At 63.6% G+C, this 25,837-nt stretch carries 22 protein-coding genes; 13 read left to right on the top strand and 9 right to left on the bottom strand.

Annotated features, from left to right (window positions below):
- Positions 1–206: 206 nt before the first annotated feature.
- A complete protein-coding gene (locus CS1BSM3_RS14490; RefSeq protein WP_072387776.1) occupies positions 207–1,298 on the top strand; it encodes an LLM class flavin-dependent oxidoreductase in 1,092 nt (363 codons plus the stop codon).
- 15 nt (positions 1,299–1,313) lie between these two features.
- Here CS1BSM3_RS14490 and CS1BSM3_RS14485 read toward each other — a convergent pair whose 3' ends face one another.
- Positions 1,314–3,620 carry an ABC transporter substrate-binding protein gene (locus CS1BSM3_RS14485; RefSeq protein WP_072387774.1) on the bottom strand — a complete coding sequence of 769 codons (2,307 nt, stop codon included), beginning with the start codon at positions 3,618–3,620 and terminating at the stop codon, positions 1,314–1,316.
- A 368-nt stretch (positions 3,621–3,988) separates the two neighbouring features.
- Here CS1BSM3_RS14485 and CS1BSM3_RS14475 point away from each other — a divergent pair, with 368 nt between their 5' ends.
- On the top strand, positions 3,989–5,536 hold the full coding sequence (locus tag CS1BSM3_RS14475) for an acetolactate synthase large subunit (RefSeq protein WP_072388255.1): 1,548 nt from the start codon (positions 3,989–3,991) through the stop codon (positions 5,534–5,536).
- A gap of 93 nt (positions 5,537–5,629) precedes the next feature.
- Here the strand turns inward: CS1BSM3_RS14475 and CS1BSM3_RS14470 are convergent, their stop codons facing one another.
- From CS1BSM3_RS14470 to CS1BSM3_RS14460, 3 genes are read right to left on the bottom strand one after another with little or no spacing between them, the layout of a single operon-like run.
- Positions 5,630–6,604, bottom strand: a complete 975-nt coding sequence (locus CS1BSM3_RS14470; protein WP_072387770.1) for a TRAP transporter substrate-binding protein — start codon at positions 6,602–6,604, stop codon at positions 5,630–5,632.
- A gap of 41 nt (positions 6,605–6,645) precedes the next feature.
- Positions 6,646–7,956 carry a TRAP transporter large permease gene (locus CS1BSM3_RS14465; protein WP_072387768.1) on the bottom strand — a complete coding sequence of 437 codons (1,311 nt, stop codon included), beginning with the start codon at positions 7,954–7,956 and terminating at the stop codon, positions 6,646–6,648.
- 2 nt (positions 7,957–7,958) lie between these two features.
- The gene (locus tag CS1BSM3_RS14460; protein WP_072387766.1) at positions 7,959–8,504 is read right to left on the bottom strand and encodes a TRAP transporter small permease; all 546 of its coding nucleotides are present in this window, start codon (positions 8,502–8,504) and stop codon (positions 7,959–7,961) included.
- 436 nt (positions 8,505–8,940) lie between these two features.
- Between CS1BSM3_RS14460 and CS1BSM3_RS14455 the strand changes: the two genes are divergently transcribed.
- The 7 genes from CS1BSM3_RS14455 to CS1BSM3_RS14425 all read left to right on the top strand — a co-directional run bounded on the left by CS1BSM3_RS14455 (position 8,941) and on the right by CS1BSM3_RS14425 (position 16,576).
- Entirely contained in the window at positions 8,941–9,342 is a 402-nt protein-coding gene (locus CS1BSM3_RS14455; protein WP_083528590.1) for a 2Fe-2S iron-sulfur cluster-binding protein, read from the top strand.
- 4 nt (positions 9,343–9,346) lie between these two features.
- Positions 9,347–10,777, top strand: coding sequence for a siroheme synthase CysG (gene cysG / locus CS1BSM3_RS14450; RefSeq protein WP_072387764.1), 1,431 nt, complete (start codon positions 9,347–9,349; stop codon positions 10,775–10,777).
- Positions 10,770–11,036 (top strand): DUF2849 domain-containing protein, encoded by a 267-nt coding sequence (locus CS1BSM3_RS14445; protein ID WP_072387763.1) that lies wholly within the window; start codon positions 10,770–10,772, stop codon positions 11,034–11,036. Before cysG ends, CS1BSM3_RS14445 begins: the two co-directional genes overlap by 8 nt.
- A gap of 13 nt (positions 11,037–11,049) precedes the next feature.
- Positions 11,050–12,744, top strand: coding sequence for a nitrite/sulfite reductase (locus CS1BSM3_RS14440; protein WP_072387761.1), 1,695 nt, complete (start codon positions 11,050–11,052; stop codon positions 12,742–12,744).
- A complete protein-coding gene (locus CS1BSM3_RS14435; RefSeq protein ID WP_072387759.1) occupies positions 12,737–13,297 on the top strand; it encodes a DUF934 domain-containing protein in 561 nt (186 codons plus the stop codon). Before CS1BSM3_RS14440 ends, CS1BSM3_RS14435 begins: the two co-directional genes overlap by 8 nt.
- Positions 13,298–13,342: 45 nt before the next feature.
- Positions 13,343–14,287, top strand: a complete 945-nt coding sequence (locus tag CS1BSM3_RS14430; RefSeq protein WP_072387757.1) for a CysB family HTH-type transcriptional regulator — start codon at positions 13,343–13,345, stop codon at positions 14,285–14,287.
- A gap of 195 nt (positions 14,288–14,482) precedes the next feature.
- Positions 14,483–16,576, top strand: coding sequence for a putative bifunctional diguanylate cyclase/phosphodiesterase (locus CS1BSM3_RS14425; protein WP_072387755.1), 2,094 nt, complete (start codon positions 14,483–14,485; stop codon positions 16,574–16,576).
- A 32-nt stretch (positions 16,577–16,608) separates the two neighbouring features.
- Here CS1BSM3_RS14425 and CS1BSM3_RS14420 read toward each other — a convergent pair whose 3' ends face one another.
- From CS1BSM3_RS14420 to CS1BSM3_RS14410, 3 genes are all read right to left on the bottom strand, one after another.
- Positions 16,609–17,253, bottom strand: coding sequence for a polysaccharide deacetylase family protein (locus CS1BSM3_RS14420; RefSeq protein WP_072387753.1), 645 nt, complete (start codon positions 17,251–17,253; stop codon positions 16,609–16,611).
- Positions 17,254–17,270: 17 nt separating this feature from the next.
- Entirely contained in the window at positions 17,271–18,191 is a 921-nt protein-coding gene (locus tag CS1BSM3_RS14415) for a LysR family transcriptional regulator (RefSeq protein WP_072387751.1), read from the bottom strand.
- A gap of 69 nt (positions 18,192–18,260) precedes the next feature.
- Entirely contained in the window at positions 18,261–19,196 is a 936-nt protein-coding gene (locus CS1BSM3_RS14410) for a YiiG family protein (protein ID WP_072387749.1), read from the bottom strand.
- Between the two features lie 314 nt (positions 19,197–19,510).
- Here CS1BSM3_RS14410 and CS1BSM3_RS14405 point away from each other — a divergent pair, with 314 nt between their 5' ends.
- The gene (locus CS1BSM3_RS14405; RefSeq protein ID WP_072387748.1) at positions 19,511–19,945 is read left to right on the top strand and encodes a hypothetical protein; all 435 of its coding nucleotides are present in this window, start codon (positions 19,511–19,513) and stop codon (positions 19,943–19,945) included.
- A 102-nt stretch (positions 19,946–20,047) separates the two neighbouring features.
- Here the strand turns inward: CS1BSM3_RS14405 and CS1BSM3_RS14400 are convergent, their stop codons facing one another.
- Positions 20,048–20,848, bottom strand: a complete 801-nt coding sequence (locus CS1BSM3_RS14400) for an SDR family NAD(P)-dependent oxidoreductase (protein WP_083528587.1) — start codon at positions 20,846–20,848, stop codon at positions 20,048–20,050.
- A gap of 133 nt (positions 20,849–20,981) precedes the next feature.
- Here CS1BSM3_RS14400 and CS1BSM3_RS14395 point away from each other — a divergent pair, with 133 nt between their 5' ends.
- A complete protein-coding gene (locus CS1BSM3_RS14395; RefSeq protein ID WP_072388249.1) occupies positions 20,982–22,433 on the top strand; it encodes a pyruvate carboxylase subunit B in 1,452 nt (483 codons plus the stop codon).
- A gap of 4 nt (positions 22,434–22,437) precedes the next feature.
- Here the strand turns inward: CS1BSM3_RS14395 and CS1BSM3_RS14390 are convergent, their stop codons facing one another.
- A complete protein-coding gene (locus tag CS1BSM3_RS14390) occupies positions 22,438–23,322 on the bottom strand; it encodes a beta-keto acid cleavage family enzyme (RefSeq protein ID WP_072387746.1) in 885 nt (294 codons plus the stop codon).
- Positions 23,323–23,619: 297 nt separating this feature from the next.
- Here CS1BSM3_RS14390 and CS1BSM3_RS14385 point away from each other — a divergent pair, with 297 nt between their 5' ends.
- Both CS1BSM3_RS14385 and CS1BSM3_RS14380 read left to right on the top strand, forming a co-directional pair.
- Positions 23,620–24,735: an LLM class flavin-dependent oxidoreductase gene (locus CS1BSM3_RS14385; RefSeq protein ID WP_072387744.1), complete on the top strand. Its 1,116-nt coding sequence runs from the start codon at positions 23,620–23,622 to the stop codon at positions 24,733–24,735.
- A gap of 122 nt (positions 24,736–24,857) precedes the next feature.
- The gene (locus CS1BSM3_RS14380) at positions 24,858–25,835 is read left to right on the top strand and encodes a TAXI family TRAP transporter solute-binding subunit (protein ID WP_083528586.1); all 978 of its coding nucleotides are present in this window, start codon (positions 24,858–24,860) and stop codon (positions 25,833–25,835) included.
- The last annotated feature ends 2 nt before the right edge of the window (positions 25,836–25,837 follow it).

The following is a 25,837-nucleotide window of genomic DNA, read 5'->3' as shown; positions in this document are numbered from 1 at the left end:
CGGCTACGGGCAAAAAGTGTCGGAGACATGACTGCATGATGTCCGAACCCCCATCCCCATGAGTGCCCGAGGAAAAACTCTTCTGGCACCCTTAGAGTTCCTCCCCATGCACATGCGGCAAGTTACGGACGCACGAATGTCGTTTGACGCCCGGAGCTTCCAAGAACACCATTACTCCTGAACAAGCATTCAGGGAAACGTCGGCAATGGGCAAAACCAAATTCGGCATCTTCAGCCTCAGTCAGGTTCCGGATCTCTCGCGCGTCGTCGAAGCCTTCGACGAGGACCTGAGCCTCTTCGAGCTGGCCGAGCAACTCGGCTTTGACAGCGTCTGGATTGCAGAGCACCTCTTCTCGACCTACGGCCTCGTCACTTCGACCCAGGTCTATGCCGCCGCCATCGCCCAGCGCACGAAGCGCCTGCGAATCGGCATGGCCGTGTGTGCGATCCCCTTCAATCATCCGCTGAGGACGGCCTCGGACTACGCGCTCGTCGATGTCCTCTCGCATGGGCGGCTCGACTTCGGCGTCGGCCGTGCCTACCAGCCGCACGAGTTCGTCGGTCTCGGCCTGCCGATGGACCAGAGCCGCGCGATGCTCGCCGAAGGCCTCGACATCGTGTTGAAGTCGTGGACGCAGGAGAAGATCTCGTACAAAGGCAAGTACTGGACGATCCCCGAGCCCGTGGAGGTGCTGCCGAAGCCCGTGCAGAAACCGCACCCGCCGGTCTATCAGGCGACGATCAGCCCGGAAAGTTTCGAGCAGGCTGCGCGGAGCGGTGTCAACCTGCAAATGGCGTCGCCTTTCACGTACCGCACCTATCGCGAGACCTGGATGGACGAACTCGAGAAGAGCTGCGGCCAATACGACGCGGTGTGCAGAGAGCTTGGCAGAGATCCGAAGAAGGCCGAACGCATGATCCTGCTGCCGTTCTTCGTACATGAAGATGCGGCCAAGGCGCGCGAGATCTACAAGACGCACGTCGAGTGGTTCTATGCCAAGGTGACCGCGAACCAGCTCGCCGGCGCGCCGCAAGCCGGCGAGGTCAAGGGCTACGAGCTCACCATGCGCGAAGGCAAACGCACGCGCGAGATGGGCTATCTCTCCTTCGAGAAACTGCACGAGCACGGCGCCTGCATCGCCGATGATCCTGCAACATGCATCGCAAAGCTCAAGGATATGAAGCGGCGCTTCGGGATTACCGAGTTTGCGCTCTGGCTCAACATCGGCGGCATCGACAAGGCGCACGTTGAGCGCGCCATGAAGCTTCTTGCCGAAGAGGTCATGCCGCACGTCTAGTTGCAGCACCCCGGCCTACTGAGCGGCAATGCTCATGCCGTAGGCATAGTACGCCGCGACCACCACAAGGGCCGGCACGACGGCTACGTGCATGAACTCGAGCACGCTGACCAGCCACCGGCGGCTGGCGACGAATGGATTGATCCTCAAGACCGTGATCGCGATCATGAGGCTCACCATCATGTAGTCGAAGACGAAAATGCGATCCGACAGTGTCGCCGTATCCGAGTCGAGCTTAGGCAGGGAGATGTAGAGCGCGACTGCCGACAGGAGGGCGGTCACCTGGATGGCCACGATCGAGTCGAAGCGCGCCATGGGAATGAAGATCGAAAGATAGGCGATGCCGAGAATGAAGCCCAATGGCACGACCACGCGGAGGAAATAGTCGGTCGTCTCGCGCCGCATCTGCCACACGAAGCTCGCCTTGTAGAAGGGCGCGACGCTTGCCTCATGGGTGAAGGAGTCGACGACAGGAACGAAGTCCTCGTCATAGCCCACATAGTGCACCATGGGCGTCCAGCTTTCGGTGATCACGCGTGCGTCGCGCAACGAAACGGGAGGTGGCTGAACGATGAATGCGGCATCGCTGCGCCGCGGTTGGACCTCGATGGAGAAGCTCTGCGTGTCGAAAGGGAAGGTCTCGAGACGAGGCTCGAACAGGAAGCGCCCGACAACCTTGTAGACTTTCATCGAAGCGGGATAGATGCGGTCGCTGGCGCCGCCGTGGAGGGGCTCGATCGTGAGCTGGCGCCCATGGGTGCGCGGATCGATGTAGGCGTTGGCGAACTCGATCTCACCGATGTCGATCGTAGGATTGGCGTGGAGCGATAGATAGAACTCCGCGAAGTAGGCCTTCTCATTGTCGTCGACGCGATGCGCCTTGACGAGATCGATGTCCATATAAAGCGTCTCGACGCGCCGGAACGTACCGTCGCGCGCGCGGCGGAACTGGATGGGCGCGAGCTGCAAACGGCCAAGACCGCGCGGCAGAATGATGATGAAAGGCGTGCGCGTGGCCGTACGCGTGGTCGGATCGAAAGACCAGTTCTCGAACGTCCCCCTGAAGGCACCGCGGCCGGCCGCGTAGGCCGACGTGATGCGCGACACGGCGGCTGCGCGCAGCGTCTCGATGTCGGCACTGCGATCGGCTGTTCGCAAAACGTCGGCGATGAGCGCCATCATGTCCGCGTAGCGCGCACCGGTCGCAATGGCGCGCATGTTCGCCGCTTCAAAGGGATCGCGTATACCGCGGGTCTCGGCCCGCTCCTGGCATTCGCCCTTAGCCCAGCCGGGCGCGCGCGCGTTCTTGCGCCCCTCGAAGATCCAGGGATTGGAAGGTGCCAGCACGGCGAGCTTGCGCAGGCGGCCGTTGTAGAGCTCCGGCAGGTTGTCCCATGAGATCTGATAGAGCGGGCTTGGATAGGACATCGCGACGGCTGGCGGGAGCGCGTCGATGCGCCCGCTAATGAATATTGCCGGCGTCACCCCGGCCGTCTTTAGCGCAGACATGACCTCACCGCCGGCCCGCGAGCCGACGGCGAGATAGATCACATCAGGCTGACGCTGAGCGAGATCGGCAACGACGGCGGCCAGTTCTCTAGCGTCAGGTTTGCCGTCGGTGAGACGCATTCGATGATCGCCACTCAGATTGGCTTCGCCGATGAGATCGACGAGACTCTCGCGCAGCGCCTCGCTGGAGACCATGCCCGACGCGCCAATGAAAGCGGGCCGCTTGAAGCCCATGCTGCGCGTGAAGGCGGCCATAACGGGCGCCCGCTCCTCGTCCTGCGAGGCGCGCGTCGTGAAGACGTTCGGGTGGCCCGCGAAGATGCTGCTGACGGCGATATCCGAAAGGAACGGTATGTTGCTGCGCCGGATGTCCTCGCCGAGCGCGTCGAACACTGCCTTGGCCCGGCTCGCGTTGCCGAGCCCGATCATGCCGATCATGTTGCGGTCAGCAAGAACGGCGCGCATGTTGGCGATGGCCTTCGCATCATCGCGGCCGTCGTCGAAGATCCTGATCGCTATGGGTCTGCCGGCAATCCCGCCCCGTTGGTTGATGCGCGCCTGCTCGTCCGCCGCCAGCCGACGGATCGCGGCGATATCACCAGGGTCGTGGCAGAGATCATCGCGCGGCGCGCTCACGAGCAGCGCGACATTATATGGCGGGCCTTGCGCGGCTTCCGCCTCTTTGATGGCCGCCGCTGGAAGCGTAGAGCCGACCACCCAAAGGACGGCCGCGAACGCCACCAGGGCCCGATGCCACCACACCCCCGACGGCCATGCGGCACGCAATCCAATGCCGTCAGCAGCCACGCTCATGTCGCCACTCACTTTTAACGACGCCATCCGCGGCCGCGCCGCCATCGCTCGCGACAGCCAGCTCGGCAAGAAGCGGAATGCGAAACTGCCAGAAGAATTCCGCCCGCCTGATGGCGAACGCCCCACTCTCACGGCACGCGCGCGGTGTGCCGCTACCCTCGAGCATTCATCTTATCTCAGAAGGGGTGCATCACCACTGCTCAGAAACCAGTCCAGCTCATCCATGCACGTTGCTGATGCGGCCGTGCGACAGCAGCGGTTTGAACCCCCCTGCGGTTCGGCATAAAGTCGGCGGCATCGCCCGTCGGCCGTTCCAGGTGCCGGGCTTTTTCATGCAATGGGAGCCATGTAGGCCGATGTCGAGCGAGATGAACGGGGCGGAAAGCCTTGTACGGACACTGATTGCAGGCGACGTGACCGTCTGCTTCACCAATCCGGGCACGTCGGAAATGCACTTCGTCGCGGCGCTCGACAAAGTACCGGGTATGCGCTGCGTGCTCGGCCTGTTCGAGGGTGTCGTGACGGGCGCGGCGGACGGCTACTACCGCATGCTCGACAAGCCGGCATCGACACTTCTGCATCTGGGTCCTGGCCTCGCCAACGGTCTTGCCAACCTCCACAATGCCAAGAAGGCGAGCTCCGGCATCGTCAATATCGTTGGCGAGCACGCGACCTACCATATTACCCATGACGCCCCACTCACCTCCGATATCGAGGGCGTGGCGCGGCCGATGTCGCACTGGGTGAAGACCTCGCCGAACTCGGCCGGCATCGCAGCCGACGGCGCGCTGGCGATCGAAGCGGCACGCCAGACACCGGGCCAGATCGCGACGCTGATCCTGCCTGCGGATACGGCTTGGGGGCCTGCGAACGGCATTGCCGAGACGGCGCCGAGGGTCGCGCCACCCAAGGTGTCGGGCGATGCCGTGAAGGCAGCGGCCGAGATGCTGCGCAAGAGCCCCAAAGCAACCCTACTCATGGGCGGTGCAGCGCTGCGCGCGCGCCCGCTGGAGCTTGCGGGTCGTATCGCTGCCAAGACCGGCTGCGGCATTCTCACTGAGGGCGCGAACACGCGCCTCGAACGGGGGGCCGGCCGGGTCCAGGTCAACCGCATTCCCTATGTCGTCGATCAGGCACTCAAGGTGATGGAAGCCGCCGGCAACCTCGTCCTCGTCGGCGCACGCGAGCCCGTCGCCTTCTTCGCCTATCCGAACAAGCCCAGCCTGCTCATGCCGAAGGATGCGCGCTCCACGAAGCTCGCCGGCCTCGAGGACGACATGGAAGCCGCGCTCGAGGCCCTCGCCATCGAGCTCGACGCAATCAACACGCCGCCTGCCGGGGTTGCAGCGCCGCGCCGCCCTGCCCTTCCGACGGGGCCGATCGGTCCGGCCGGCATTGCCTCGATCCTCGGTGCGAAGATCCCCGAGAACGCGATCGTCGTCGACGAGAGCGTGACGACGGGACGCGAATTCTTTCCCGAGACGGCGGGTGCGCCGCCGCATAGCTGGATCAACAATCGCGGCGGATCGATCGGCTATGGCCTGCCGGTCGCGATCGGCGCTGCGGTCGCCTGCCCGGACCGCAAAGTGATCGCGCTCGAGGGCGACGGCAGCGCCATGTACACGATCCAGTCGCTATGGACGATGGCACGCGAAGGCCTCGACGTCACTGTGCTGGTCTTCGCCAACCACTCGTACAACATCCTGCGCGGCGAGCTGACCAACGTCGGCGTGCGCAATCCCGGCCCGCGCGCGGTGAACATGCTGACGATCGGCAATCCCGCCATCGATTGGGTGCACATGGCGCGCAGCATGGGCGTCGAGGCTTCCCGGGCCACGGATTGCACGCAGCTTGCAAAGTCGCTCGATGCCGGCCTGGCCTCGCAGGGCCCCTACCTCATCGAAGTCGCGCTCTGAAAATGAAGCGAGCCGCGCCTAAGGGCACGGCTCGCTCGATTGCTCCAGCAATCATGCCGATCGGCCGGTCATCGCTGACCGGCCGATCGTTTTTTACTTGCGATAGGTCGCGACCACGGCCTTGCCGTCGTCAGTCGCCTTCTTGAGCCAATCCTCGGTGAGCTGGTCACCGATCTTCTTCAGCCCCGCCTTCAGCTCGGCGCTCGGCGGGAGGACCTTCATGCCGTTCTTGGTGAGCTGCTCGTTGTACCAGGTGGCCTTCTCGGGCGCGATCTTCCAGCCGCGCTCCTCCGCCGCCTTGGCGAGCTTGAGGATTGCCTCCTGCTGATCCTTCGGCAGGCCGTTGAAAGCGGCCTTGTTGACGAAGGTCACGTTCTTCGGGATCCAGCCCTGCACGTCGTAGAAGTGGCTCATGGTCTCCCAGGCCTTGCTGTCGTAGCCCGTGGAACCCGAGGTCATGAAGATATTGACAGTTCCCGTCGCGAGCGCCTGCGGCAGCTCCGCCGCCTGCACCGTGACCGGCTGACCGCCGACGAGCTCGGCAATGCGCGTCGTGCCGACATTGTAGGCGCGGAACTTGAGCCCCTTCATATCGGCAACCGTATTCAGCTCCTTTTTCGCGTAGATGCCCTGCGGTCCCCACGGCACTGCGAACAGGACCATGATGTTCTGGCTGTCGAGCTTCTTGGCGATCGCAGCCCGCTGCGCCTCCCACAGCTTCTTTGCTTCGGGATAGCTCGAGGCGAGGAACGGGATGGTGTCGAGGCCGAACACCGAGTCCTCATTTTCGTGGATCGAGATCAGCACCTCGCCCATCTGCGCCTGGCCGGTCGCAACCGCGCGCTTGATTTCCGGCGCCTTGAATAGCGAGGCGCCCGCATGGACGGTTATCTCGAGCTTTCCGCCGGTCGCCTTCTTCACCTCTTCGGCGAACCAGGCAAGGTTTTCGGTGTGATAGTTCGACGCCGGGTATGCGGCAGGCAGGTTCCACTTGGTCTGAGCGGTGGCCGTCGTCGCCGTTGCCGCCACGACGGCGGTCGCAGCCAGCATCAATTTGAATGTCGTCATCCATCTACTCCATTTCGTCTTCTGGTCGTGCGGGCACGCCATCAAGCCGGGAACACCAGCCTCGGCAAGAATAGCGCAATTTGCGGGAAGGCATAGATGATCGCCACGGCGACAATCAAAAGAATGAAGAAGGGAAGCGCCGCATACGCGACCGTCCAGCTGTCTCGGCCGCTCATGGATTGCAGCACAAACAGATTGAAGCCGACGGGCGGCGAAACCTGCGCCATCTCGACGACGAGCACGACGAAGATTCCGAACCAGATGAGATCGAAGCCGGCCTTCTGCACCAAGGGCAGGACGATCGCCATCGTCAGCACGATCATCGAGATGCCATCGAGGAACATGCCGAGGACGATGTAGAACAGCGTCAGGCACGCGATGAGCATTCCCGGGCCGAGGTTCAAGCGAGACACGCCGTCCGCAATGGCCGCCGGTATCTGCGTGTACGCCATCGCCGCAGACATGAAGGCCGCACCGCCGAGAATGAGCATGATCATCGCGGTGGTTCGGGTCGCGCCCATCACGCTCGCCCAGAAGGACTGGAAGGTCAGCGACCCCTGCAGCCACGCGATGATCAGAGCGCCTGCCACACCCCAGGCCGCGCACTCCGTTGCCGTCGCCGAGCCGGATATGAGCGCCCCGAAGACGAACAGGATGAGGAGGAGTGTCGGGATAAGGTTCGCCGACTCTTTGAATGCCCGCCGGAAGCCCATCCAAGGCTCGGATGGCGGCTGCTTGTCGGGATTGAGCAGGGACACAATTGCGATGTAGCCGCAGTAGAGCACCATGACCACGGCGCCGGGCAGGAAGCCCGCAAGGAACATCTGCAGAAGCGACACCTCGGCCTGGACGGCGTAGACGATCATGATGATCGAGGGCGGAATCAGGAGCCCGAGCGTTCCAGAGCCGGCGAGTGATCCGATCGCGAGCTTCTCATCGTACCCGCGCTTTGTAAGCTCCGGCAGTGCGATCTTGCCGATCGTGGCACATGTTGCTGCGGAAGAGCCCGAAACCATCCCGAATATGCCGCACGCCAGCACATTGACGTGCACGAGGCCGCCTGGGAGGCGCCCCACCCAGGGCGCGAGCCCTCGGAAAAGCTCTTCGGAGAGCCGGGTCCGAAACAGGATTTCGCCCATCCAGACGAAGAGCGGCAGGGCTGCAAGCGTCCAAGAGGCGCTCGCACTCCAGATGGTGGTCGCCATGACGGCCGTCATGGGCACGTTGGCGACGAAATACATGGCCGCGATGCCGCTGAGGACGAGCGCCAGCCCCACCCATACGCCGAGAACCAACGCCACGCCCAAAACGAGCAGCAGCGCAAAGGCGACTTCCACAAGCTCGAGCTGCATCGTCACAGGTTCCCCGATGCTGCCCGCTCGACAATTTCTTCCTTGGTCTTCGGCGGCGGCTTCGAATAGCGCGGATAGCCGCCGGTCGCGACGTTGTAGAACTCGTCGAGGAAGGCGATGAGGAGAATGGACGAGCCCACCGAGAAACCGAGCTGGGGGATCCAGAGGGGCACGGAGACCACGCCGCTGGAGAGGTCGTTCAAGAGCCAGCTCTCGTACGTCATCGTCACCGCGGCCCACGAGAGCGTCGCGACGATCGCCGTGCCGATGCCCAAGGCGATGAGTTCCATAGCCGTCCGGGCCCGCCCGCTGAGGCGCTCGATGACGAGCCCCATGCGGATCAGCTCGGAGGATTTGAACGTGTGTGCGAGGGCGAGAAACGCCATCGCGACAAGAGACCAGGCCGTGAAGTCATCGCCCGATGGCACATTGACGCCGACCTGGCGGCCGAGCGACAGCGCCATCATCAGCAGAAAGATCGCGATCAGAAAGAGGCCGGCGAGATAACCAGCAGCGAGATAGAGAGCATCGAGGGCCCGCCGCAACATCGATCACCCCCCTGCCGCGCCAGGTTTCGAGAACCTGACACGTATCCATGCGCAATAAGTCAACGTCGAACTCCCGGGCCCTTCACTCTGCAGCTTGCAGGCTTATTGAAGGCCATGACGAATGTCGCGCTCAAATTGGCATCGGCCTGCACAAGTGTCTATCAGATTGAAAGTCGTATCTACGACGCCGGCAGCCGCGAACGCGCCGGCCCCGCCCTCTCGTGTCACGGAGCGAAGGCCAGCCGGCCGCGGCCGGAGGCACGATTTCCTATTGTCTCGCTGAGACCGGCAATCGGGTTCCTCTTGCGGCTTGGGGGAGAAATACGCGCGCTCCTATCGCCATAACTAGGAATGGTTTTCTATTCTTATTTTCAAGACGAGCTATCATTAGTTTATTTTTCCACTATGTTGCACTGCACGATCAACGGAGCGTGTGATGCAGACAATCGCAGTGGCCCGCATTGAGCCGCCCCTCGTCGAAGACGACGAAGATAAGATCCTGAAGATCCACATTTATCTGGCCGACGGCAGTCACTTCCAGCGGGAAGCGATCGCGGGCCTGCGCCTTCTCGACCTTCTCCGCATGTACGGCTTTCCAGTGAAGGCCGAGTGCGGCGGCGCCTGCGTCTGCGGCACCTGCCACATCCGCATTCCCGAGCGCTGGCAGCACGTTCTTCCCCCGCCCACTGACGAGGAACTTGCCAAGCTCGATGACATCCCGACGGCCGACGAGTCCTCGCGCCTCGCCTGCCAGATCGAAACCACCAACGAGATGGACGGCCTCGAGTTCGAGATCCAGCCCGACAGCCTCGTACAGACCTATTGGGTGGCAGGGTGAGTCTATGGCGACATTTCCGATTTTTGTGGAGGTCGGCCGAACCGCACCTCTCGTCGTCGGCGGCGGCAATCTGGCTCTGAGCAAGGTCCGCCTGCTGCTCAAGCGCGCCGAGCGCGTGGCGGTTGCGGCGGGAGCGCTCGTCGAGGGCTTCCGGCCGCTGATCGATGAGGGCCACGTCGAGCGCCTCGACCCGGCTACGCTATGGGAATCGCTCCCCGGTCGGCCCCTCGTGATCTCAGCGACGGAGGACGATGCCGAGGACAGGCGCCTGTCCGAGCTGGCGCGATCGTTCGGTGTTCCGGTCAACGTGCCGGATCGGCCGCATCTTTCGACGTTCGCGCTAGGTGCGATTGTCGATCGCGGCACCGTGACTGTCGCGATCGGTACGGAGGGTGCGGCGCCGGTTCTTGCGACGCGGCTTCGCTCGTCCATCGAGCTGGAATTGCATCCGCGCCTCGGCCGCCTCGCGGATATCGCGCGCGCGTATCGCGATGACGTTGCGGACGCGATTGCGCCCGGCGCCGCTCGACGCGTTTTCTGGGATGAGGTGTTCGGCGGTGCGGCCGCCCGCGCCATTCTCGAGGGCGATGAAGCCGAGGGCCGCACAGCGATCGAGGCCCTTCTTTCGAGCGAGAGCGCGCAAACGGCGCCGGTCGGCCGCGTGATCCTCGTCGGCGCCGGCCCTGGTGATCCGGATCTCCTGACGCTCAAGGCGGTGCGGGCGCTGAAATCTGCCGATGTGATCGTGCATGACGGCCTCATGGGCGAGGGCGTGCTCGATCATGCGCGCCGCGAGGCCCAGCTCATCTCGGTTGCCAAGGCCAAGGGTCGCCACTCCAAGACACAGGCGGAAATCAACGCCCTGCTCGTCGCGCTCGCGCGCGAAGGCAAGACGGTCGTGCGGCTCAAGGGCGGCGATCCGTCCATCTTCGGCCGTGGCGGCGAGGAAATCGAGATGCTGCGCGCATCGGGCGTTGCCGTCGAGGTCGTTCCCGGCATCACGGCAGCAACCGCCGCGGCCGCCTCCCTGCAGATCCCGCTGACGCATCGCGATCTCTCGCGCTCGGTGACATTCCTCTCCGGTCACGCGGCCGGCGATGGCGCTCCCGAATTCGATCAGGTCGACCTCGCGGCACTGGCGAACCAGGGCGCAACGCTTGCCGTCTACATGGGGCTTTCGACGTCCCGCGACCTTGCGCGGACGTTGATCGACGCCGGCTGGTCGCCGGCCATGCCGGTGATCATCGCGTCCCGCGTCTCCCAGCCTGGCGAGCGCCGGATCGCGATCACTCTCGATGTACTTGCAGCGCCCTCGACAAAGCTCGACATCACAGGGCCCGCACTCCTGATCATTGGCGAGGTCGCGGGCCTCGATGCGGCTGGCATCGTCGAACGGCTGGCGCAGCAGGATCATATCGAGGTTGTTCATGCCTAGTATCGTCACCGCCAACATCCTGCGCACCGGCGCCGTCGTTTATCTCAAGGATGATGGCACCTGGGTCGAGAAGCTCGCCGACGCCACCGCTGCTCCCGATGCTGACGCGCGCGCGAAGCTCGAGAAGCTCGCGCTCGCCGCCGTCGAGCGGAGCGAAGTCACAGCCGTCTACGCCTTCGATGTCGCCATCGTCGATGGCCACCCAACGCCGCTTTCCGTGCGCGAGAAGATCCGCGCTGCCGGCGCCCCAACCGTCTGAGGAACTTTCCACGATGTACCGCTACGACGAGTTCGACCATGGCTTCGTCACCGAACGCGCGAGGCAATTCCGAGGTCAGGTGACCCGCCGCCTCGCCGGCGACCTCACGGAGGAGCAGTTCAAGCCGCTTCGGCTGCAGAACGGCCTCTACCTGCAGCTCCACGCCTACATGCTGCGGATTGCCATTCCCTATGGCGTGCTCTCATCGCGCCAGCTCCGCCAGCTTGCGATGATCGCACGGCGGTGGGATCGCGGCTTCGGACACTTCACAACGCGCCAGAACATCCAGTTCAACTGGATCAAGCTGGAAGACGCGCCGGACATTCTGGACGCTCTCGCCGAAGTCGAGATGCACGCCATCCAGACGAGCGGCAACTGCATCCGCAATGTCACGGCCGATCCCTATGCCGGCGTCGCGATGGACGAGATCGAGGATCCGCGCGTGTGGGCGGAAGTGCTGCGGCAATGGTCGACGATCCATCCCGAGTTCACGTTCCTGCCGAGGAAGTTCAAGGTCGCCATCACCGGTGCTGCCGAGGACCGCGCTGCGATCCTCTTCCATGACATCGGCCTCAAGATCGTGAAGGGACCGGAAGGCGCGACGGGCTTTCGCGTGTACGTCGGCGGTGGCCAGGGCCGCACACCTTATGTCGCGCAGGAGATTGCGCGCTTCGTGCCGCGCGCGCGCCTGCTCTCCTATCTCGAGGCTGTCATGCGCGTCTACAATCTGCATGGCCGTCGCGACAATATCTACAAGGCGCGCATCAAGATCCTCGTCAATGCGCTCGGCATCGACGAGTTCCGCCGCCAGGTCGAGGCCGAGTGGGCGACGCTCGATGCCCCGTCGATCGACCTTCCCGACGAGGAGTTCCAGCGCATCGCGGCCTATTTCGCGCCGCGCAAGCTGAAGCCGCGCCCGCAGGAGGACACCGGCATAGAGGCGCGCCGCACGACCGACCCGCTCTTCGCGCGCTGGCTCCGCACGAACGTGCTGCCGCACCGCGTGCCGGGCTATGCCATCGTCAACATCTCCTTCAAGGAGCCGGGCAAGGTGCCGGGCGATGCGACGGCCGAGCAGATGGAGGCCGTCGCCGCGCTCGCCGAGCAGTACGGCCACGACGAGATCCGCGTCAGCTATCAGCAGAACCTCGTGCTGCCGACAGTTGCCGTTGCAGACCTCGCGCGCATCTACGATGCACTGATCAAGCAGCGACTCGAGACCGCAAACACCGAGCTGATCACGGACATCATCGCCTGCCCCGGGCTCGACTACTGCAATCTCGCCAATGCGCGATCGATCCCGATCGCGCAGGAGATCGCCAAGCGCTTCGCAGATCCCGCACGCGCCGAGGTAATCGGGCCGCTGCGCCTCAACATCTCGGGCTGCATCAATGCCTGCGGGCATCATCATGCTGGCAACATCGGCATCCTCGGCGTCGATAAGAAAGGCACCGAGCACTACCAGATCACGCTCGGCGGCAGCCCGAAGGACGACGCCGAAGTTGGAGACATCATCGGCCCGAGCTTCACGGCCGACGCGGTGCCCGATGCCATAGAGAAGATCGTCGAAACGTACCTCTCGCTGCGCCGCGACGCCTCGGAGACTTTTGTCGTGGCCTATCGTCGCCTCGGCAAAGTGCCGTTCCGCACGGCGCTCTACGGTCCCGAGCCAACGCGGCGCGCCGACAGGGAGGCTGCCCATGTCTGAGCCCGCCCCGCTCTTCAGCCCGCTCAAGCCGGCCACGACCGAACCGCGCCTGTGGACGGGAACGAGCTTTGTCCCCGATCCGTGGCGCACGATCGCCGATGCAGAGCCCTTCCCGATTGGCGGTCAGGCTATTGTCTCGCTCACGCGCTGGCGAGCCGAGCAGCCCGCACTGGCCGCACTTGGAGCGCCGGTCGGCGTCGTCGTGCAATCTTCGGAAGCCCTCGACTTCGACACGGACGACGTCAACCGCCTCGCCGTGATTGCGCTCGTCTTTCCGAAGTTCACGGACGGCCGCGCATACTCGACGGCGCGGCGCCTGCGCGAGAGTGGCTATGCGGGCGAGATCCGGGCCACGGGCGACGTGCTGCTCGATCAGCTCCCGCTCATGCTGCGCGCGGGCTTCACGACCTTCGAGATCGTCAACGCGGCCACCATTCACGCCCTCGAAGTTGCACCCCTGCCTGCCGTGTCACGCGTCTATCAGAGCGGGGCTGAAACTGCGACACGCGGCTGGCGCTCGCGTCGAGCGGGCATCGGGGCGGCACAGCAATGATCTCGTTGCACAGAGCATATTCACAAGACGGATGGGAGTCCTGATATGAACTTCCAGCAACTGCGCATTATTCGCGAGACTGTCCGGCAGAACTACAATCTGACCGAAGTCGCCGGTGCGCTCTACACATCGCAGTCGGGCGTCAGCAAGCACATCCGCGATCTCGAGGGGGAGCTCGGCGTCGAGCTCTTCATTCGTCGCGGCAAACGGCTCCTCGGCCTCACCGAGCCCGGCAAGGAGCTGGCCGTAATCGTCGACCGCATGCTGGTCGATGCAGCCAACATCAAGAAGCTCAGCCAGCAGTACGCCGATCAGGACGAAGGTAAGCTGACCATCGCGACGACGCACACGCAGGCGCGCTACGCGCTGACCGGCGTCGTACAGGAGTTCGTCAAGGCCTTCCCAAAGGTGCATCTTGCCCTGCACCAAGGCAGCCCGCCTGAGATCGCCGACATGCTGCTGAGCGGTCAGGCCGAAATCGGCATTGCCACCGAGACGCTTGCACTGACGCCGCAGCTTGCGACCTTCCCCTACTACACCTGGCACCACGGCGTGGTCATACCCAAGGGGCATGAGCTGGAGCGCGCCGACCCGCTTACGCTCGAGACCCTCGCCGAGTACCCGATCATCACCTATCACGAAGGCTTCACCGGCCGCGGCAACATCGACAAGGCCTTCCACGAGGCAGGCCTCTCCCCCGATGTGGTGATGTCCGCGATGGATACGGATGTGCTCAAGACGTACGTCGGGCTTGGTCTCGGCGTCGGCATCATCGCGTCGGTGGCATTCGATGCGAAGCGCGATGCACCGCTCAAGCTGCTCCCTGCGGATAGGCTCTTCCCGCCGAACACGACCTGGATCGCTGTGCGGCGCGGCAGCTACCTGCGCCGCTATGCCTATCGCTTTATCGAGCTGTGCTCGCCGACGCTCACCGAAGCGACCATCCGAAAGGGCTCGGTGCCGCCGGCCGAGGTTGTTACCGCGAAGTAAAGGGCCGCATCAGCCGGGCGCAATCTCGATTGTCGCGTTGCGCCCGGCGCGAAAGATGCCGATAAATTACCGCGCTAGAGCGGTAAATAAGCGATAGTTTTTATTCAATATTAGCACCTCGCCCGCTAGCCTCGAGGCTCGAACTTATGCGCTCCCAGAGGGAGAGAGCGCGGTCGTTCGCATTGGGGCACCGGTATGCGCGTCATTTCCGTGTTTCTCACCGAGCATGATCTGCGGCTCGTTCTTCTGGCCGCATTCGTTGCCCTTAGCGGAAGCTGGGTGGCGCTCGGTTTGTTCCATCGCGCCGGCGAAAAGCTCGGCACGCAGCGCTATGGATGGACGTTCCTCGCAGCGGTCGCGGCAGGCGCCTCCGTCTGGTGCACGCATTTCATCAGCATTCTTGCCTTCGACGTCCGGGCGCCGATCAGCTTCGATCCGCTGCTGACCATGTTCTCGCTCCTGATCGCGATTGCAGGCTGCGGCACGGGCTTTCACATCGCCCTTCGCTACAGGAACGGGCAGCTCCCCGAAGCGGGCGGCGCTTTCATCGGGCTCGCTCTCGCGGCCATGCACTACACGGGCATGATGGCCTATCGCATTGATGGCGTCATCGCGTGGAGCACCGGCTACGTCGTCGCGTCGGTCGCCATGGCCGTAGTGCTCTGCGCCATGGCTCTTCGCCAGGCCGTTCGCAAGCCTTGGGCGCACGCGCATCATGCAGCGATGGGCCTGTTCGTCCTCGCTGATCTTTCGATGCACTTTACCGGCATGACAGCGCTCAGCGTGACGCCGCCTGCCACTGGCGCACCGCTTGTCGATCCCGAGCTGCTCGTGGCGATGGCCATCGCCATCGCAGGTGTCAGCCTCATCATCGCCGGCACGGGCGTGGCCGCCTACATCATCGATACGAAGGCGACCGAGGACATGGCCGAGCGCCTGCATCATCTGGCGCACAATGATGCCCTGACCGGCCTGCCCAATCGCGCCCGCTTCGCGGAAAATCTCGGCCACGAGATCGTACGCGCCAAAAGCGAAAACAGCCGGGTGGCTGTCATCGGCATCGATCTCGACCGTTTCAAGGAGATCAACGACCTGCGCGGTCTCGAAGCAGGCGATGCGGCTCTGAGAAACATCAGCCAGAGACTCAGCCAGCTCCTGAGGGACGGGGAATTCGTCGCCCGCGCGGGCGGTGACGAGTTTGCTGCTTCCAAGCGCTTCAGCGAGCAGGGCGATCTCCTCGACTTCATCTCGCGTCTCGAAGGTGTTCTCTTCGCGCCGATCCATCTCGGCGATTTCCAGACGGTGACCGGCGCGAGCCTTGGCGTCGCCGTCTATCCAGAGGATGGCGATACGCAGGAGCGGCTCGTGAACAACGCCGAGCTCGCCATGTATCGCGCCATTGCCGACGCTACGCGGATCACGTGCTTCTATGAAGCGCGCATGGATGAAGCCTCCCGCGCCCGCCATTCGCTGGCTCAGGATCTCCGCCACGCCGTCGAGCTCAATCAGCTCGAGCTGCACTATCAGGTGCAGACGTCCATCGCGAGCGGCGAGATCTGCGGCTACGAGGCATTGCTCCGCTGGCGGCATCCCGTGCATGGCATGGTGTCGCCCGTCGAGTTCATCCCGATCGCCGAGGAGACGGGCGCGATCCTCCCGATCGGCGAATGGGTGCTGCGGACGGCCTGCCGCGAGGCTGCAAGCTGGAGCGTCCCGCATAAGATTGCGGTCAATCTTTCGCCGGTCCAGTTCGCCAATGCCGATCTCGCGCGCGTTGTGCACGAGGTGCTGCTCCAGACTGATCTTTCGCCGAGCCGGCTCGAGCTCGAGCTCACCGAATCGACGATCATCGCCGACAAGGCGCGGACGCTGCACATCCTGCGCCAGCTCAAGACGCTCGGCGTCACGATCGCCATCGACGACTTCGGGACGGGGTACTCCTCGCTCTCGACGCTGCGCGAGTTCCCCTTCGACAAGATCAAGCTCGATCGCTCGTTCATGAACGAGGTGGAGCATAGCCAGCAGGCCAAGGCCGTCGTGCGCGCCGTGCTCAGCCTCGGCAAGACGCTCGAGATCAAGGTTCTCGCAGAAGGCGTCGAGACGGATCAGCAGCTTGTCATCCTGCGCAGCGAAGGCTGCGACGAGGCGCAGGGCTATCTGCTCGGGAAGCCGCAGCCGATGGTGCAACTGGTTCACAGCGCCAAAGAACTGGCTGTCGACCGTAAGCTGCCAGAGCCCCGTGCAGAGGCCCATGTCGGGCCCATACGCGGACGGCGCCGCGCCGGCTGAGGCCCCGACACGCGGCGCGCCTAACGCCCCACTCAGGCGGCGGCCTCGCTGACGTAGTTGTCGATCGGCAGTACGACGCGGCCTTTGATCATCGGCAGACAACTTGCCGGAAAATCCTGCTGGAAGGCCACGCCGCGATCTTTTGCGGCAACGATGAACCGATCGAGGTGCTTCATCGCGCCGGTCGGGAGATCGTGCAGCACGATCAGCGTCTCTTCCTGCGCAAAGCACTGCTCGATCGCACGCGCCACCCAGCCCTCAGGATCTCGCCAGTCCTCGGGAATGGCATTCCACAGAACCATCGTATAGCCATGCGCCGCCAGATGATCGCGCGCTTCGCCATTGAGGAGGCGCCTGTCGAGCAGGCCGCCGCCGCCATAGGGACGAAAGAAACGGCGCTCATGGGCGAGGTCACCGATCAGCGCTTCCGTCCGCGCAATCTCATCCGCGGCCCCCGGCCCCGTCATCAGGCCAAGCGGCACAGCATGATTGAAGGTGTGATTGCCGATCCAATGGCCTTCGCCATGGGCGCGTTCCGCCAGAGCGCGATGCTCGACGAGTTTCCTGCCGAGAACGAAGAACGTCGCCTTGAGATCGTGCCGGCGCAGTGTGTCGAGCACGTGCGGTGTCACATCGGGCTCGGGCCCGTTGTCGAAAGTCAGTGTGATGGTCGCCATTAGTAAGTTTCAGTGCCTCAGTTACTGGCCTGACCATCGAGCTGCGATGCAGGCTCATAGGTGAAGCCACGGCGTGCCTCGGCCATGAGCGCTGCCATGGCAGGCTGAAGCGGAAAGCGCTTCGAGACCACGAGGCCGATCGAGCTCACGACTTCGGGATCGACGATGGGGGCAACCCGCAGCGAGCCGGACAAATCGATGGCATCTCCGACCAGACTCGAGACGACGCTGACCCAGCGTCCCGTACGCACATGCGTCGTCAGCGCCAGAATGGAATCCGTCTCGATGGCCGGGCGTACTTCGACACCTCGGCGGCGTAAGGCTTCGTCAATGATGCGCCGCTGCTGCAGGCTCGGCGCGAAGAGGCAGAGCGGGAGCGCCGCGAGCTCGGACCAGGCAATCTCGGTGGCGTCGCCGTAGCGGCCGCCCGCGGTCGTCAGCAACAGGTATCGCTCCTCATAGAGCGGGACCTCGTCGACGTCGCCGCTGGGCGCGCTGCTCATGTAGCGAACGCCCGCATCGATTTCGCGCTCGTGCAGCAGGCTCATGATCTCGTCCGAGGTACGCGTGAGCAGGGTGAACCGCACGGTCGGATTGCGGAGCTGAAAGGGAGCCGTCAGGGAGGCAACGAGCGGCATGGCAGCAGGCATCGCGGCAATGCGGAGCTGGGCGCCCTGGCCCTGCTGCATCCCGAGGATCTCCTTGCGCATGGCCTGAGCGTCCCCGACGAGGCGGCGCGCCCAGACCAACACGCGCTCGCCTTCCGGCGTGAAGCCGAGAAAGCGCGACGAGCGCTTCACGAGCGGCACGTTCAGCATTTCCTCGAGCTGTTGGATGCCCTGGGAGAGCGTGGGCTGCGCCACACCACAGCTCTCGGCGGCCCGCCCGAAGTGCTTCTCGCGGGCGAGGGCAATCATAAACTCCAGCTTGTCCAGCACCGGTGCCTCCCGAGTACTGCGCCAATCGACCTGCGCCTGATCATGAACCGGGGCAGACCCGGATCGCTTTTAGAATTTTGCCCCGCGATTGTAGCTGCTCACAAGCTGGTTGTAGTCCCGCGTCGCGCGGGCCGGCGAGCCCTCGACCATCCAGGCACCGCCGCCGGTATCCAGCATCATCTTCTCACCCTGGTTGTAGGGAACCTTGTCCCGCACGCGGCGCATGAGCTGCTTTGCGGTCGTCAGGTAGGTCTTGGCCGTGCTGATGAAGCTCGAGCCGATCTTTACGTCCTTGTTGGCCTCGGCATACGCCTCCGTTGCCTTGAGAATGGCCTCGTAGTCATCGAGCGCCTTGGCGACGGCCTTGAGATCCTGCTGCGAAGCCGTCTGCGCGCGCATAAGGCGCTTGGCGCTGAGCATCACGGCCTCGACGTGATAGCGATCCTTGAGGCCTTCCGTGCGCTCGATCTCGGCAATGCGCTGAGCGGCCATGGCGTCCTGAAGCTCGTCGATGCCCGTGCGCAGCTTCTGGTCCGCGGCTGCGAAGGTATCCCACGCCGCGACCAGACGCGGATGGAGCGCTCTGCCCTTGGCCATCTTGTCGTCTTTGTAGTTCTCCTGCGTGTAATAGTCGTCCGCCTCTTTCAGCAGCGCTTCGAGCGCCGTCACAGCCTCGGCGTAGTTGGATGCTGCCGTCTCGAGCTCGACATCGCGCGGCTCGAGCTCGTTCGCCTTCTCCACGTTCCGCCTGCAGTCGGTCGTGTCATAGATCGTGTAGAGCCCATAGATGATGCGCTCCTTGCCGGTCGGGCCGCTCTTGGCAGCCCAACTGAAGTAGCGCTGGCGCGAGGCATACGAGCGCTCGGAGAGTCGGTTGATGCACCCGATGTAGGCGTTGATCTTTTCGTTGAGCGATGAGCCTTGCGCGAGCGCAGGCCTCGCAGCAGGCGATCCGAACAAGACGGCCGCACCGATGGCCAGAACGAGCGCGCAGGCGGATTTCATAGCCCCACTCCAAATAGCGAATTCGTGCCAAGTATTCCGACAATACTATTTGATCATTATTCGCAAGGCACGGGCTAGGATAGCGGGCGGTTTTCTCCTTGGTTTCCAGCTTTGTATTTCCGCCGTTGCCTAGGGGGCACGATGATTGCGGAAGCGCTGCGCCAGCAGGAGCCTCTTCCCCTGATGCGTCAAAAGCACACGTCCGCCTCGGCAATCATCGCGAACATCTTGTCTCCCCAAACAAGGGGCTAAATAGCGCGTGCGATTCGCTCTGCGTCGCCGCCAGCAGTGAACCTTCCAGGGAAAGGTGCTCCATGAGGATTTCATCAGTCCTTCGCACGGCGCTCATCGCGCTGGTTGCCATCGTCGGAATGTCGCGCGCCAGCCTCGCCGAGAGCGGCGGTGTGACGCTCACGATCTACAAGGCGGGGTGGATCATCGGTGGCTCGGGCGGTGGCGGCACGCTCTACTTCCAGGGCAGGCGCTACCCGCTGTCGGTTGGCGGGATCGACTACGGCCTCGTGTTTGGCGGCTCGAAGACCGTCCTCAGGGGCTACGTCAGGAACATCCGGCGGCCGTCTGATGTCGCCGGCGTCTATGGCGCGGCGGGCGCAGGCCTTGCTGTCGGCCGGGGCGCCCGCGCGATCATCCTGACCAACCAGAAAGGCGCCGTGCTGGAGCTCTCAGGTCGCCAGGTCGGGCTCATGGCGAACGCCGATCTGAGCGGCCTCGCGATCTCGCTGAGATAGCCCGGCAGTCACGGTGGAGAGCCTTGGAGGACTATTCCGGTCCGGGGGACTGCGGGCTCAAGCGTCCCTCGGCATCGGACCTGCCACTAAGGCCATCCGCCGTCAGCTAATTGTGCGGCCACCATCAACGTAGAGCGTCTGCCCGGTCACGAAGGCGCTCCCAGGCGACAGCAGGAATATTGTCGCTGCCACCAGATCGTCGGGCGTCCCGAAGCGTCCCATCGGAATTCGCGCGAGCGCCGAGCTGCGCGTGGCTTCATCGGCGAGGATCGGCGCTGCCAAGGGTGTGGGTGTGACCGCCGGGCCGATGGCATTGACGCGTACGCCATGCCGCGCCCATTCCACGGCAAGCACGCGGGTCACGTGTGCAACCGCCGCCTTGCTGGCCGCGTACGCGGCATAGTTTGGGTTCGCCACCGCACTTGATACGGATGCCAGCGAGATGATCGAGCCGTGCTGTTGCTCGATCATCACCTTGCCTGCCGCCCGCGCAAGCCGGAAGGCCCCGCTCACATTGATGTCGAGCGTCCGCTCCCACTCGGCGTCCGCCAGCTCGAGCGCCGGCGCCACTCTGTAGATGCCGCTGGCATTGACGAGACCATCCAGACGCCCCCACTGCTGCACCGCGGCATCGACGGCGGCAGTGCAGGATGCCTGCTCCACCACGTCGAGAGATACGGCAAGCGCCTCTCCTCCTGCAGCCTTAATCTCATCCGCGAGTGCCGCCGCCCGCACCGGGTCGACGTCCGCAATGGCGATACGAGCGGCACGTGCCGAGAGCGCGCGGGCCAAAGGTGCGCCGAGGCCGCCCGCGCCGCCCGCCACGAGAATATTGTGCTCCGCAACAGTGAAATATGGATCTGCTCCGGCCAGCATCTCGGCCTCATCTCTCTGCGTCGCCACTCACACCTCAAGACCTATCAAAAATGAGACGTTATGTCTTGTTTCTTGACGTGCGCGTTTCTTCGCCGAAGATTGTCGATCATCCGCACCGCCACGCGGACGAATGCCGCCCATCGCCAAAGCAGGTCACCTCATGATTGATCGCAGGACCATCAAGCTTATCGACGTGACGCTTCGCGACGCTCATCAGTGCTTGTGGGCGACGCGCATGACGACGGCCATGATGCGTGACGTGGCGCCTCGCCTCGACCGGGCCGGCTTCGAGGCCATCGATCTCGTCGGCGGCGCCGTCTTTGACGTCTGCGTCCGCTACCTGCGGGAGGATCCGTGGGAGAGGATGCGTCTCCTGTCGTCATGGGTGAAGCAGACGCCGCTCATCATACATACGCGCGGGCAGAGCCTTTTCACCTTCGAGTTTTTTGCCGACGACATCGTCGAGCTGGCGGCGGAGCGCTTCGCTGCAAACGGCATGCGCTATCACACGCCCTACGACGCGCTGAACGACATGCGCAACCTGGAGATCCCGATCAAAGCCGGAAAGCGGCATGGCATGTACGTCGCCGGCGGCCTCGTCTTCACGTTCAGCCCCGTGCACACGGACGACTACTACGTTCGCAAGGCGCGGGACCTCGTCAGGCTCGGCGTTGATGCCGTGTTCCTCAAGGACGCCAGCGGCCTGTTGACGCCCGAGCGCGTCGCGACGCTCGTGCCTGCCGTGAAGAAGGTGTTGGGAGATCGCCCCCTGCAGCTCCACACGCACTGCAATTCGGGCCTGGCGCCCTATGTTTTGCTGCAGGCCGTCAAGCACGGCGTGGATGTCGTGCACACCGCGACCTCGACGCTCGCGAATGGGGTCTCACACGCACCGACGGAGCGCGTCGTCGCCAACCTGCGCCGGCGTGGGCACGATGTGCGCATCGATCTCGCGGCCATCAAGGAGGTGGCGGAGCGCCTCGCCGCGATTGCAAAGCAGGAGGACAAGCCCGTCGGCACGCCCAACGAGTACGACGAGTTCCATTTCCAGCATCAATGCCCCGGCGGCATGGTCTCGAACCTCGCCTACCAGCTCGAGACCATGGGACTGCGCGACCGCCTGGAGGAGATCCTGGAGGAGGCGTGGCACGTTCGCGAAGATCTCGGCTATCCGATTGTCGTGAGCCCCTTTGCGCAATTCATCGTCACGCAGGCCGTGTTGAACGTGGTCGGCCGCGACAAGGGTCATGCCCGCTACGACACCGTACCCGACGAGGTGCGTCTCTATGTCCGCGGCGGCTACGGCGAGATCGCGGGGCCGATCGACCAGAACCTTTACGACAAGATCACGCGCGGTGCTCCGCCGATCAAGGAGCGGCCCGGAGCGCTGCTCCCGCCAGCGCTCGACCGCATCCGCAAGATGCGAGGGCCGTTTGCCTCGGACGATGATCTCCTGCTCGCGGCCTTCTATGACGACACGCAGTATCGTGCGCTAAAGGATGCAGGCCCCATAGCCACGGACTACCCGCTGATGGACACGCCTCTGCTGGCCCTCGTCAAAGGGCTGGCGGCGCGGCCCACCATCAGAGCATTCCGGTTCGGGATCAATTGACCTGTTAGGCCTTCCGCGGCTTGAGCTGCAGGATGCTGCGCGCTTCCTCGACGGTCGCGATCTTGCCGCCGAGGTTTTCGATGATGGTCACTCCCTTCTCGACGAGAGCGGCATTGCTCGGCGCCGGAACGCCACGGGAAAGATGCACCGTGTCCTCCATGCCGATGCGGCAATGTCCACCGAGGATGAACGCCTGAGCCAGCATGGTGAAGGCGTGACGCCCGGCCCCGAAAGCGGCCCACTCGCAATCCTTCGGCAGCAGTGACTTGGCGAGCTGCATGGTCTCCGGCGTCGACGGCATTCCGTACTTCACGCCCGTCACGATCTGGAAGAGCGCCGGGAGCTTGATCGTGCCGTCCGCAATGAGATCCTGCGCCATCACGAGGTCGCCGGTATCGAAGGCCTCGATCTCGGGCTTCACGCCAGCGGCATACATGCGCTCCGCCATGACCCTGAGATTGCGCGGCGTGTTGATCACCGCGCCGCCACCGAACCACATGGTGTTGAGATCGAGCGTGCAAATTTCCGGCTTCAGCTCGACAACATGCTCGGTTCGGATCTCCGGCGTCGTCAGAAGCGTGCCGGGTGCGGCTTTGGCCGGTTCGTCATCGCTCGGGATGAAGCGCCCGCCCGGCCCTGTCGTCAGATTGATGATGAGGTCCGTGCCGCTCGCACGAATGCGCTGCATGACTTCGCGGTAGTACTCGAGCTTCATGCTCGGCACGCCGCTCTGCGGATCGCGCACATGAATGTGGCAGATGGCGGCCCCGGCTTTAGCCGCACCGATGCACGAGTCCGCGATCTCCTGAGGCGTGACCGGGAGGGCCGGATTGTGTGCGCGGGTCGGAAAGGTCCCCGTGACGGCGCAGGTAAGTATGGTCGGCTTCATGGCCACGTCCTCCTCCTCGGCATTCCATTTAATGGAACGATCAGTCTCATTTTCCAGCCAACGTTAGGAAAGCTGTGAAAGCCATGTCAAGCTGCGCGCCACGCAAGAAATGCGATGAGCAAGCGGAGAGCCCGTCATTCCGCCACGTGGAACTGACAGCGCGAAGGTCGACTTTTTGCGCATGGCTCCCTCAAAATCGCAGGCGGCAGGGGATTGCACAAGGGCTCGCTGCTCAATACCGTTCGTCTCAAATTACAAGAAACCAACATCGGGGATCGAACGTGCAAGGAGCGCGAGATGGCGAGGGATGATCTGACGTTTGGCTGGTTCCTTCCCTCGAGTGGTGATGCCAGCGCCCTCGGCAGCTCCAAAGATCGCATTCCATCGAGCCGCGCCGTCTTCGATGAGATCGTGAACGTCGTCGACAACGGCGGCTTCAAGTACATGCTCATTCCCGTGAACACGACATGCTGGGAAGCGACCGTGCTCGCCTCCTATTACGTTGCCAAGACGCGCAACGTCATGCCGCTGATCGCGCTTCGTGCGGGCTACATGAACCCGACCTTGGCCGCGCGCATGTTCGCGACGCTCGATCAAATGTCGAATGGTCGGTTGTGCATCAATCTCATTGCCGGCCTCAATGATGCCGATGCCGTCGCCGATGGCGTCTTCGATGACAAGATCGTCCGCTACGAGAAGATGGACGAGGAAGTCGAGATCATGAAGCGGCTCTGGCAATCGAGCGAGCCCATAGCCTTCGAAGGCAAGCACTACAAGGTGAACCAGGTCATCGAGCCGAAGCCGTTCCAGAAGCCGCACCCGCCGTTCTTTCTCGGCGGCGGTTCGCCACAAGCCGCCGAGATCTCCGCGAAGCACTCGACGGTCCACCTGTTCTGGGGCGACAAGCCGACGGTCATTGCAGAGAAGGTCAAGGAAATGCGCGCGCTCGCGGCCAAGTACGGGCGCGAGGACGTGATCAATTTCGGCATGCGCCTGCAGGTCATCTGCCGCGATACAGAGGAAGAGGCCTGGCACGAAGCGCATCGCCTCATCAAAGGCGCGGGAAAGTTCAACTTCGTGAACATGCGCACGGGGGCGGCCGCTTTCGAGGACATCAAGAAGACGTCGGATGCCAATCGGCGCGTCTGGCAGCTCCTCGATGAGTCCGGCGACGACATGAGGATCCATCCCCACCTTTGGGCCGGCATCTCCACGGTGCGCGTCGGCGCGGGCATTGCGATCGTGGGCGATCCTCGGCAGGTGGCCGCGACCATCCAGGAGTTCGTTGATGCCGGCTGCACCACCTTCTGCCTGTCGGGCTACCCGCACGCAGAAGCGGCGCGCATCTTCAGCCAGAAAGTCATGCCGTACTTCGAGGGACGAATTGCGGACAGATTGCCAGCGGTTGCCTAAGGCAGTCGCGTAGAGCTTGTCGGGTGCAGCCTACATCGGCGTGCCCGCAGGATTGCTTCATACGCGGCCGGACACCGACAATAAAACCAACACCAACAATCCAACGACCGGGAGGAAAAACAATGAAACTAGGTGCATTAGCGAAGTTCACTGCTGTGGGGCTGGCTCTGGCCTGCTCCTTCAGCACTGCATCCTGGGCGCAGAGCGCAGCGAAGGTCGATCGCATCAGCATTGCCACCGGCGCCATCGGCGGCATCTACCATGTGCTGGGCGGCGGCATGGCCAAGCTGCTTCGCGAGAAGCTCAATGGCGTCGACGTCACGGCCGAGACGACCAATGCGTCAGTGGACAACATGCGCCTCGTCGGCACCAAGCAGGCCGACATCGGCTTCGGAACCAGCGTCGCGATCGTCCAGGGCGTGAAGGGCGACGGCCCCTTCAAGGGGACGAAGTATCCGGTCGCCGGTCTCGTCAATATCTATCCGCAGTACCTTTGGGCCGTGACCGTCGAGGGAACCGGCATCAACACGCTGGCCGACCTCAAGGGCAAGCGCGTCTCAACGTCCAATCCCGGCAGCGGCAGCGAGCTCGACGCGCTCAATATCCTGAAAGCGGCCGGCCTCGGGCTGAGCGACATCAAGCGTGAGCGTCTGCCACCGCAGCAGGCCGCGGAAGCGCTGAAGGACCGCCGCATCGATGCCCTGCTGCATACTGCCGGACAGAGGCAGCCGGCCTGGGAAGACATAGCGAACACGCCAGGCACGACGATCAAGTTCCTCGACACGTCGGCCGCCGTTGGCGGTCTGCAGAACGACTGGGGTAGCTCTGTCTACTTCAAGCTCACGCTTCCCAAGGGCACCTACAAGGGCCAGAGCGCGGAAGTACCGATGGTCGGCGGTGGAAACAGCCTCTTTGTCCGCCAGGATCTGCCAGAAGACCTCGTCTACCAGATCACGAAGCTCCTGATGGAAAACCTGGACGAGTTGGCAAAGATCCATCCGGAAGCGCGGAACATCAAGCTCGAGACCGCCGCCAATACGCCAGTGCCGCTGCATAGCGGCGCAGCGCGCTACTTCAAGGAAAAAGGCTTGCTGAAGTAGCC

It is taken from the genome of Hyphomicrobium sp. CS1BSMeth3 (assembly GCF_900117415.1).
GTDB lineage: Bacteria > Pseudomonadota > Alphaproteobacteria > Rhizobiales > Hyphomicrobiaceae.
The sequence above is the reverse complement of the archived record's forward strand: the minus strand, read 5'-3'. Positions and strand labels throughout refer to the sequence as shown.

What these genes read in the sequence shown, in the direction of transcription:
- CS1BSM3_RS14490 (WP_072387776.1), top strand. Translation starts at nt 207, where the DNA reads ATGGGCAAAACCAAATTCGGCATCTTCAGCCTCAGTCAGGTTCCGGAT.
- CS1BSM3_RS14485 (WP_072387774.1), bottom strand. Translation starts at nt 3,620, where the DNA reads ATGAGCGTGGCTGCTGACGGCATTGGATTGCGTGCCGCATGGCCGTCG.
- CS1BSM3_RS14475 (WP_072388255.1), top strand. Translation starts at nt 3,989, where the DNA reads ATGAACGGGGCGGAAAGCCTTGTACGGACACTGATTGCAGGCGACGTG.
- CS1BSM3_RS14470 (WP_072387770.1), bottom strand. Translation starts at nt 6,604, where the DNA reads ATGACGACATTCAAATTGATGCTGGCTGCGACCGCCGTCGTGGCGGCA.
- CS1BSM3_RS14465 (WP_072387768.1), bottom strand. Translation starts at nt 7,956, where the DNA reads ATGCAGCTCGAGCTTGTGGAAGTCGCCTTTGCGCTGCTGCTCGTTTTG.
- CS1BSM3_RS14460 (WP_072387766.1), bottom strand. Translation starts at nt 8,504, where the DNA reads ATGTTGCGGCGGGCCCTCGATGCTCTCTATCTCGCTGCTGGTTATCTC.
- CS1BSM3_RS14455 (WP_083528590.1), top strand. Translation starts at nt 8,941, where the DNA reads ATGCAGACAATCGCAGTGGCCCGCATTGAGCCGCCCCTCGTCGAAGAC.
- cysG (WP_072387764.1), top strand. Translation starts at nt 9,347, where the DNA reads ATGGCGACATTTCCGATTTTTGTGGAGGTCGGCCGAACCGCACCTCTC.
- CS1BSM3_RS14445 (WP_072387763.1), top strand. Translation starts at nt 10,770, where the DNA reads ATGCCTAGTATCGTCACCGCCAACATCCTGCGCACCGGCGCCGTCGTT.
- CS1BSM3_RS14440 (WP_072387761.1), top strand. Translation starts at nt 11,050, where the DNA reads ATGTACCGCTACGACGAGTTCGACCATGGCTTCGTCACCGAACGCGCG.
- CS1BSM3_RS14435 (WP_072387759.1), top strand. Translation starts at nt 12,737, where the DNA reads ATGTCTGAGCCCGCCCCGCTCTTCAGCCCGCTCAAGCCGGCCACGACC.
- CS1BSM3_RS14430 (WP_072387757.1), top strand. Translation starts at nt 13,343, where the DNA reads ATGAACTTCCAGCAACTGCGCATTATTCGCGAGACTGTCCGGCAGAAC.
- CS1BSM3_RS14425 (WP_072387755.1), top strand. Translation starts at nt 14,483, where the DNA reads ATGCGCGTCATTTCCGTGTTTCTCACCGAGCATGATCTGCGGCTCGTT.
- CS1BSM3_RS14420 (WP_072387753.1), bottom strand. Translation starts at nt 17,253, where the DNA reads ATGGCGACCATCACACTGACTTTCGACAACGGGCCCGAGCCCGATGTG.
- CS1BSM3_RS14410 (WP_072387749.1), bottom strand. Translation starts at nt 19,196, where the DNA reads ATGAAATCCGCCTGCGCGCTCGTTCTGGCCATCGGTGCGGCCGTCTTG.
- CS1BSM3_RS14405 (WP_072387748.1), top strand. Translation starts at nt 19,511, where the DNA reads ATGAGGATTTCATCAGTCCTTCGCACGGCGCTCATCGCGCTGGTTGCC.
- CS1BSM3_RS14395 (WP_072388249.1), top strand. Translation starts at nt 20,982, where the DNA reads ATGATTGATCGCAGGACCATCAAGCTTATCGACGTGACGCTTCGCGAC.
- CS1BSM3_RS14390 (WP_072387746.1), bottom strand. Translation starts at nt 23,322, where the DNA reads ATGAAGCCGACCATACTTACCTGCGCCGTCACGGGGACCTTTCCGACC.
- CS1BSM3_RS14385 (WP_072387744.1), top strand. Translation starts at nt 23,620, where the DNA reads ATGGCGAGGGATGATCTGACGTTTGGCTGGTTCCTTCCCTCGAGTGGT.
- CS1BSM3_RS14380 (WP_083528586.1), top strand. Translation starts at nt 24,858, where the DNA reads ATGAAACTAGGTGCATTAGCGAAGTTCACTGCTGTGGGGCTGGCTCTG.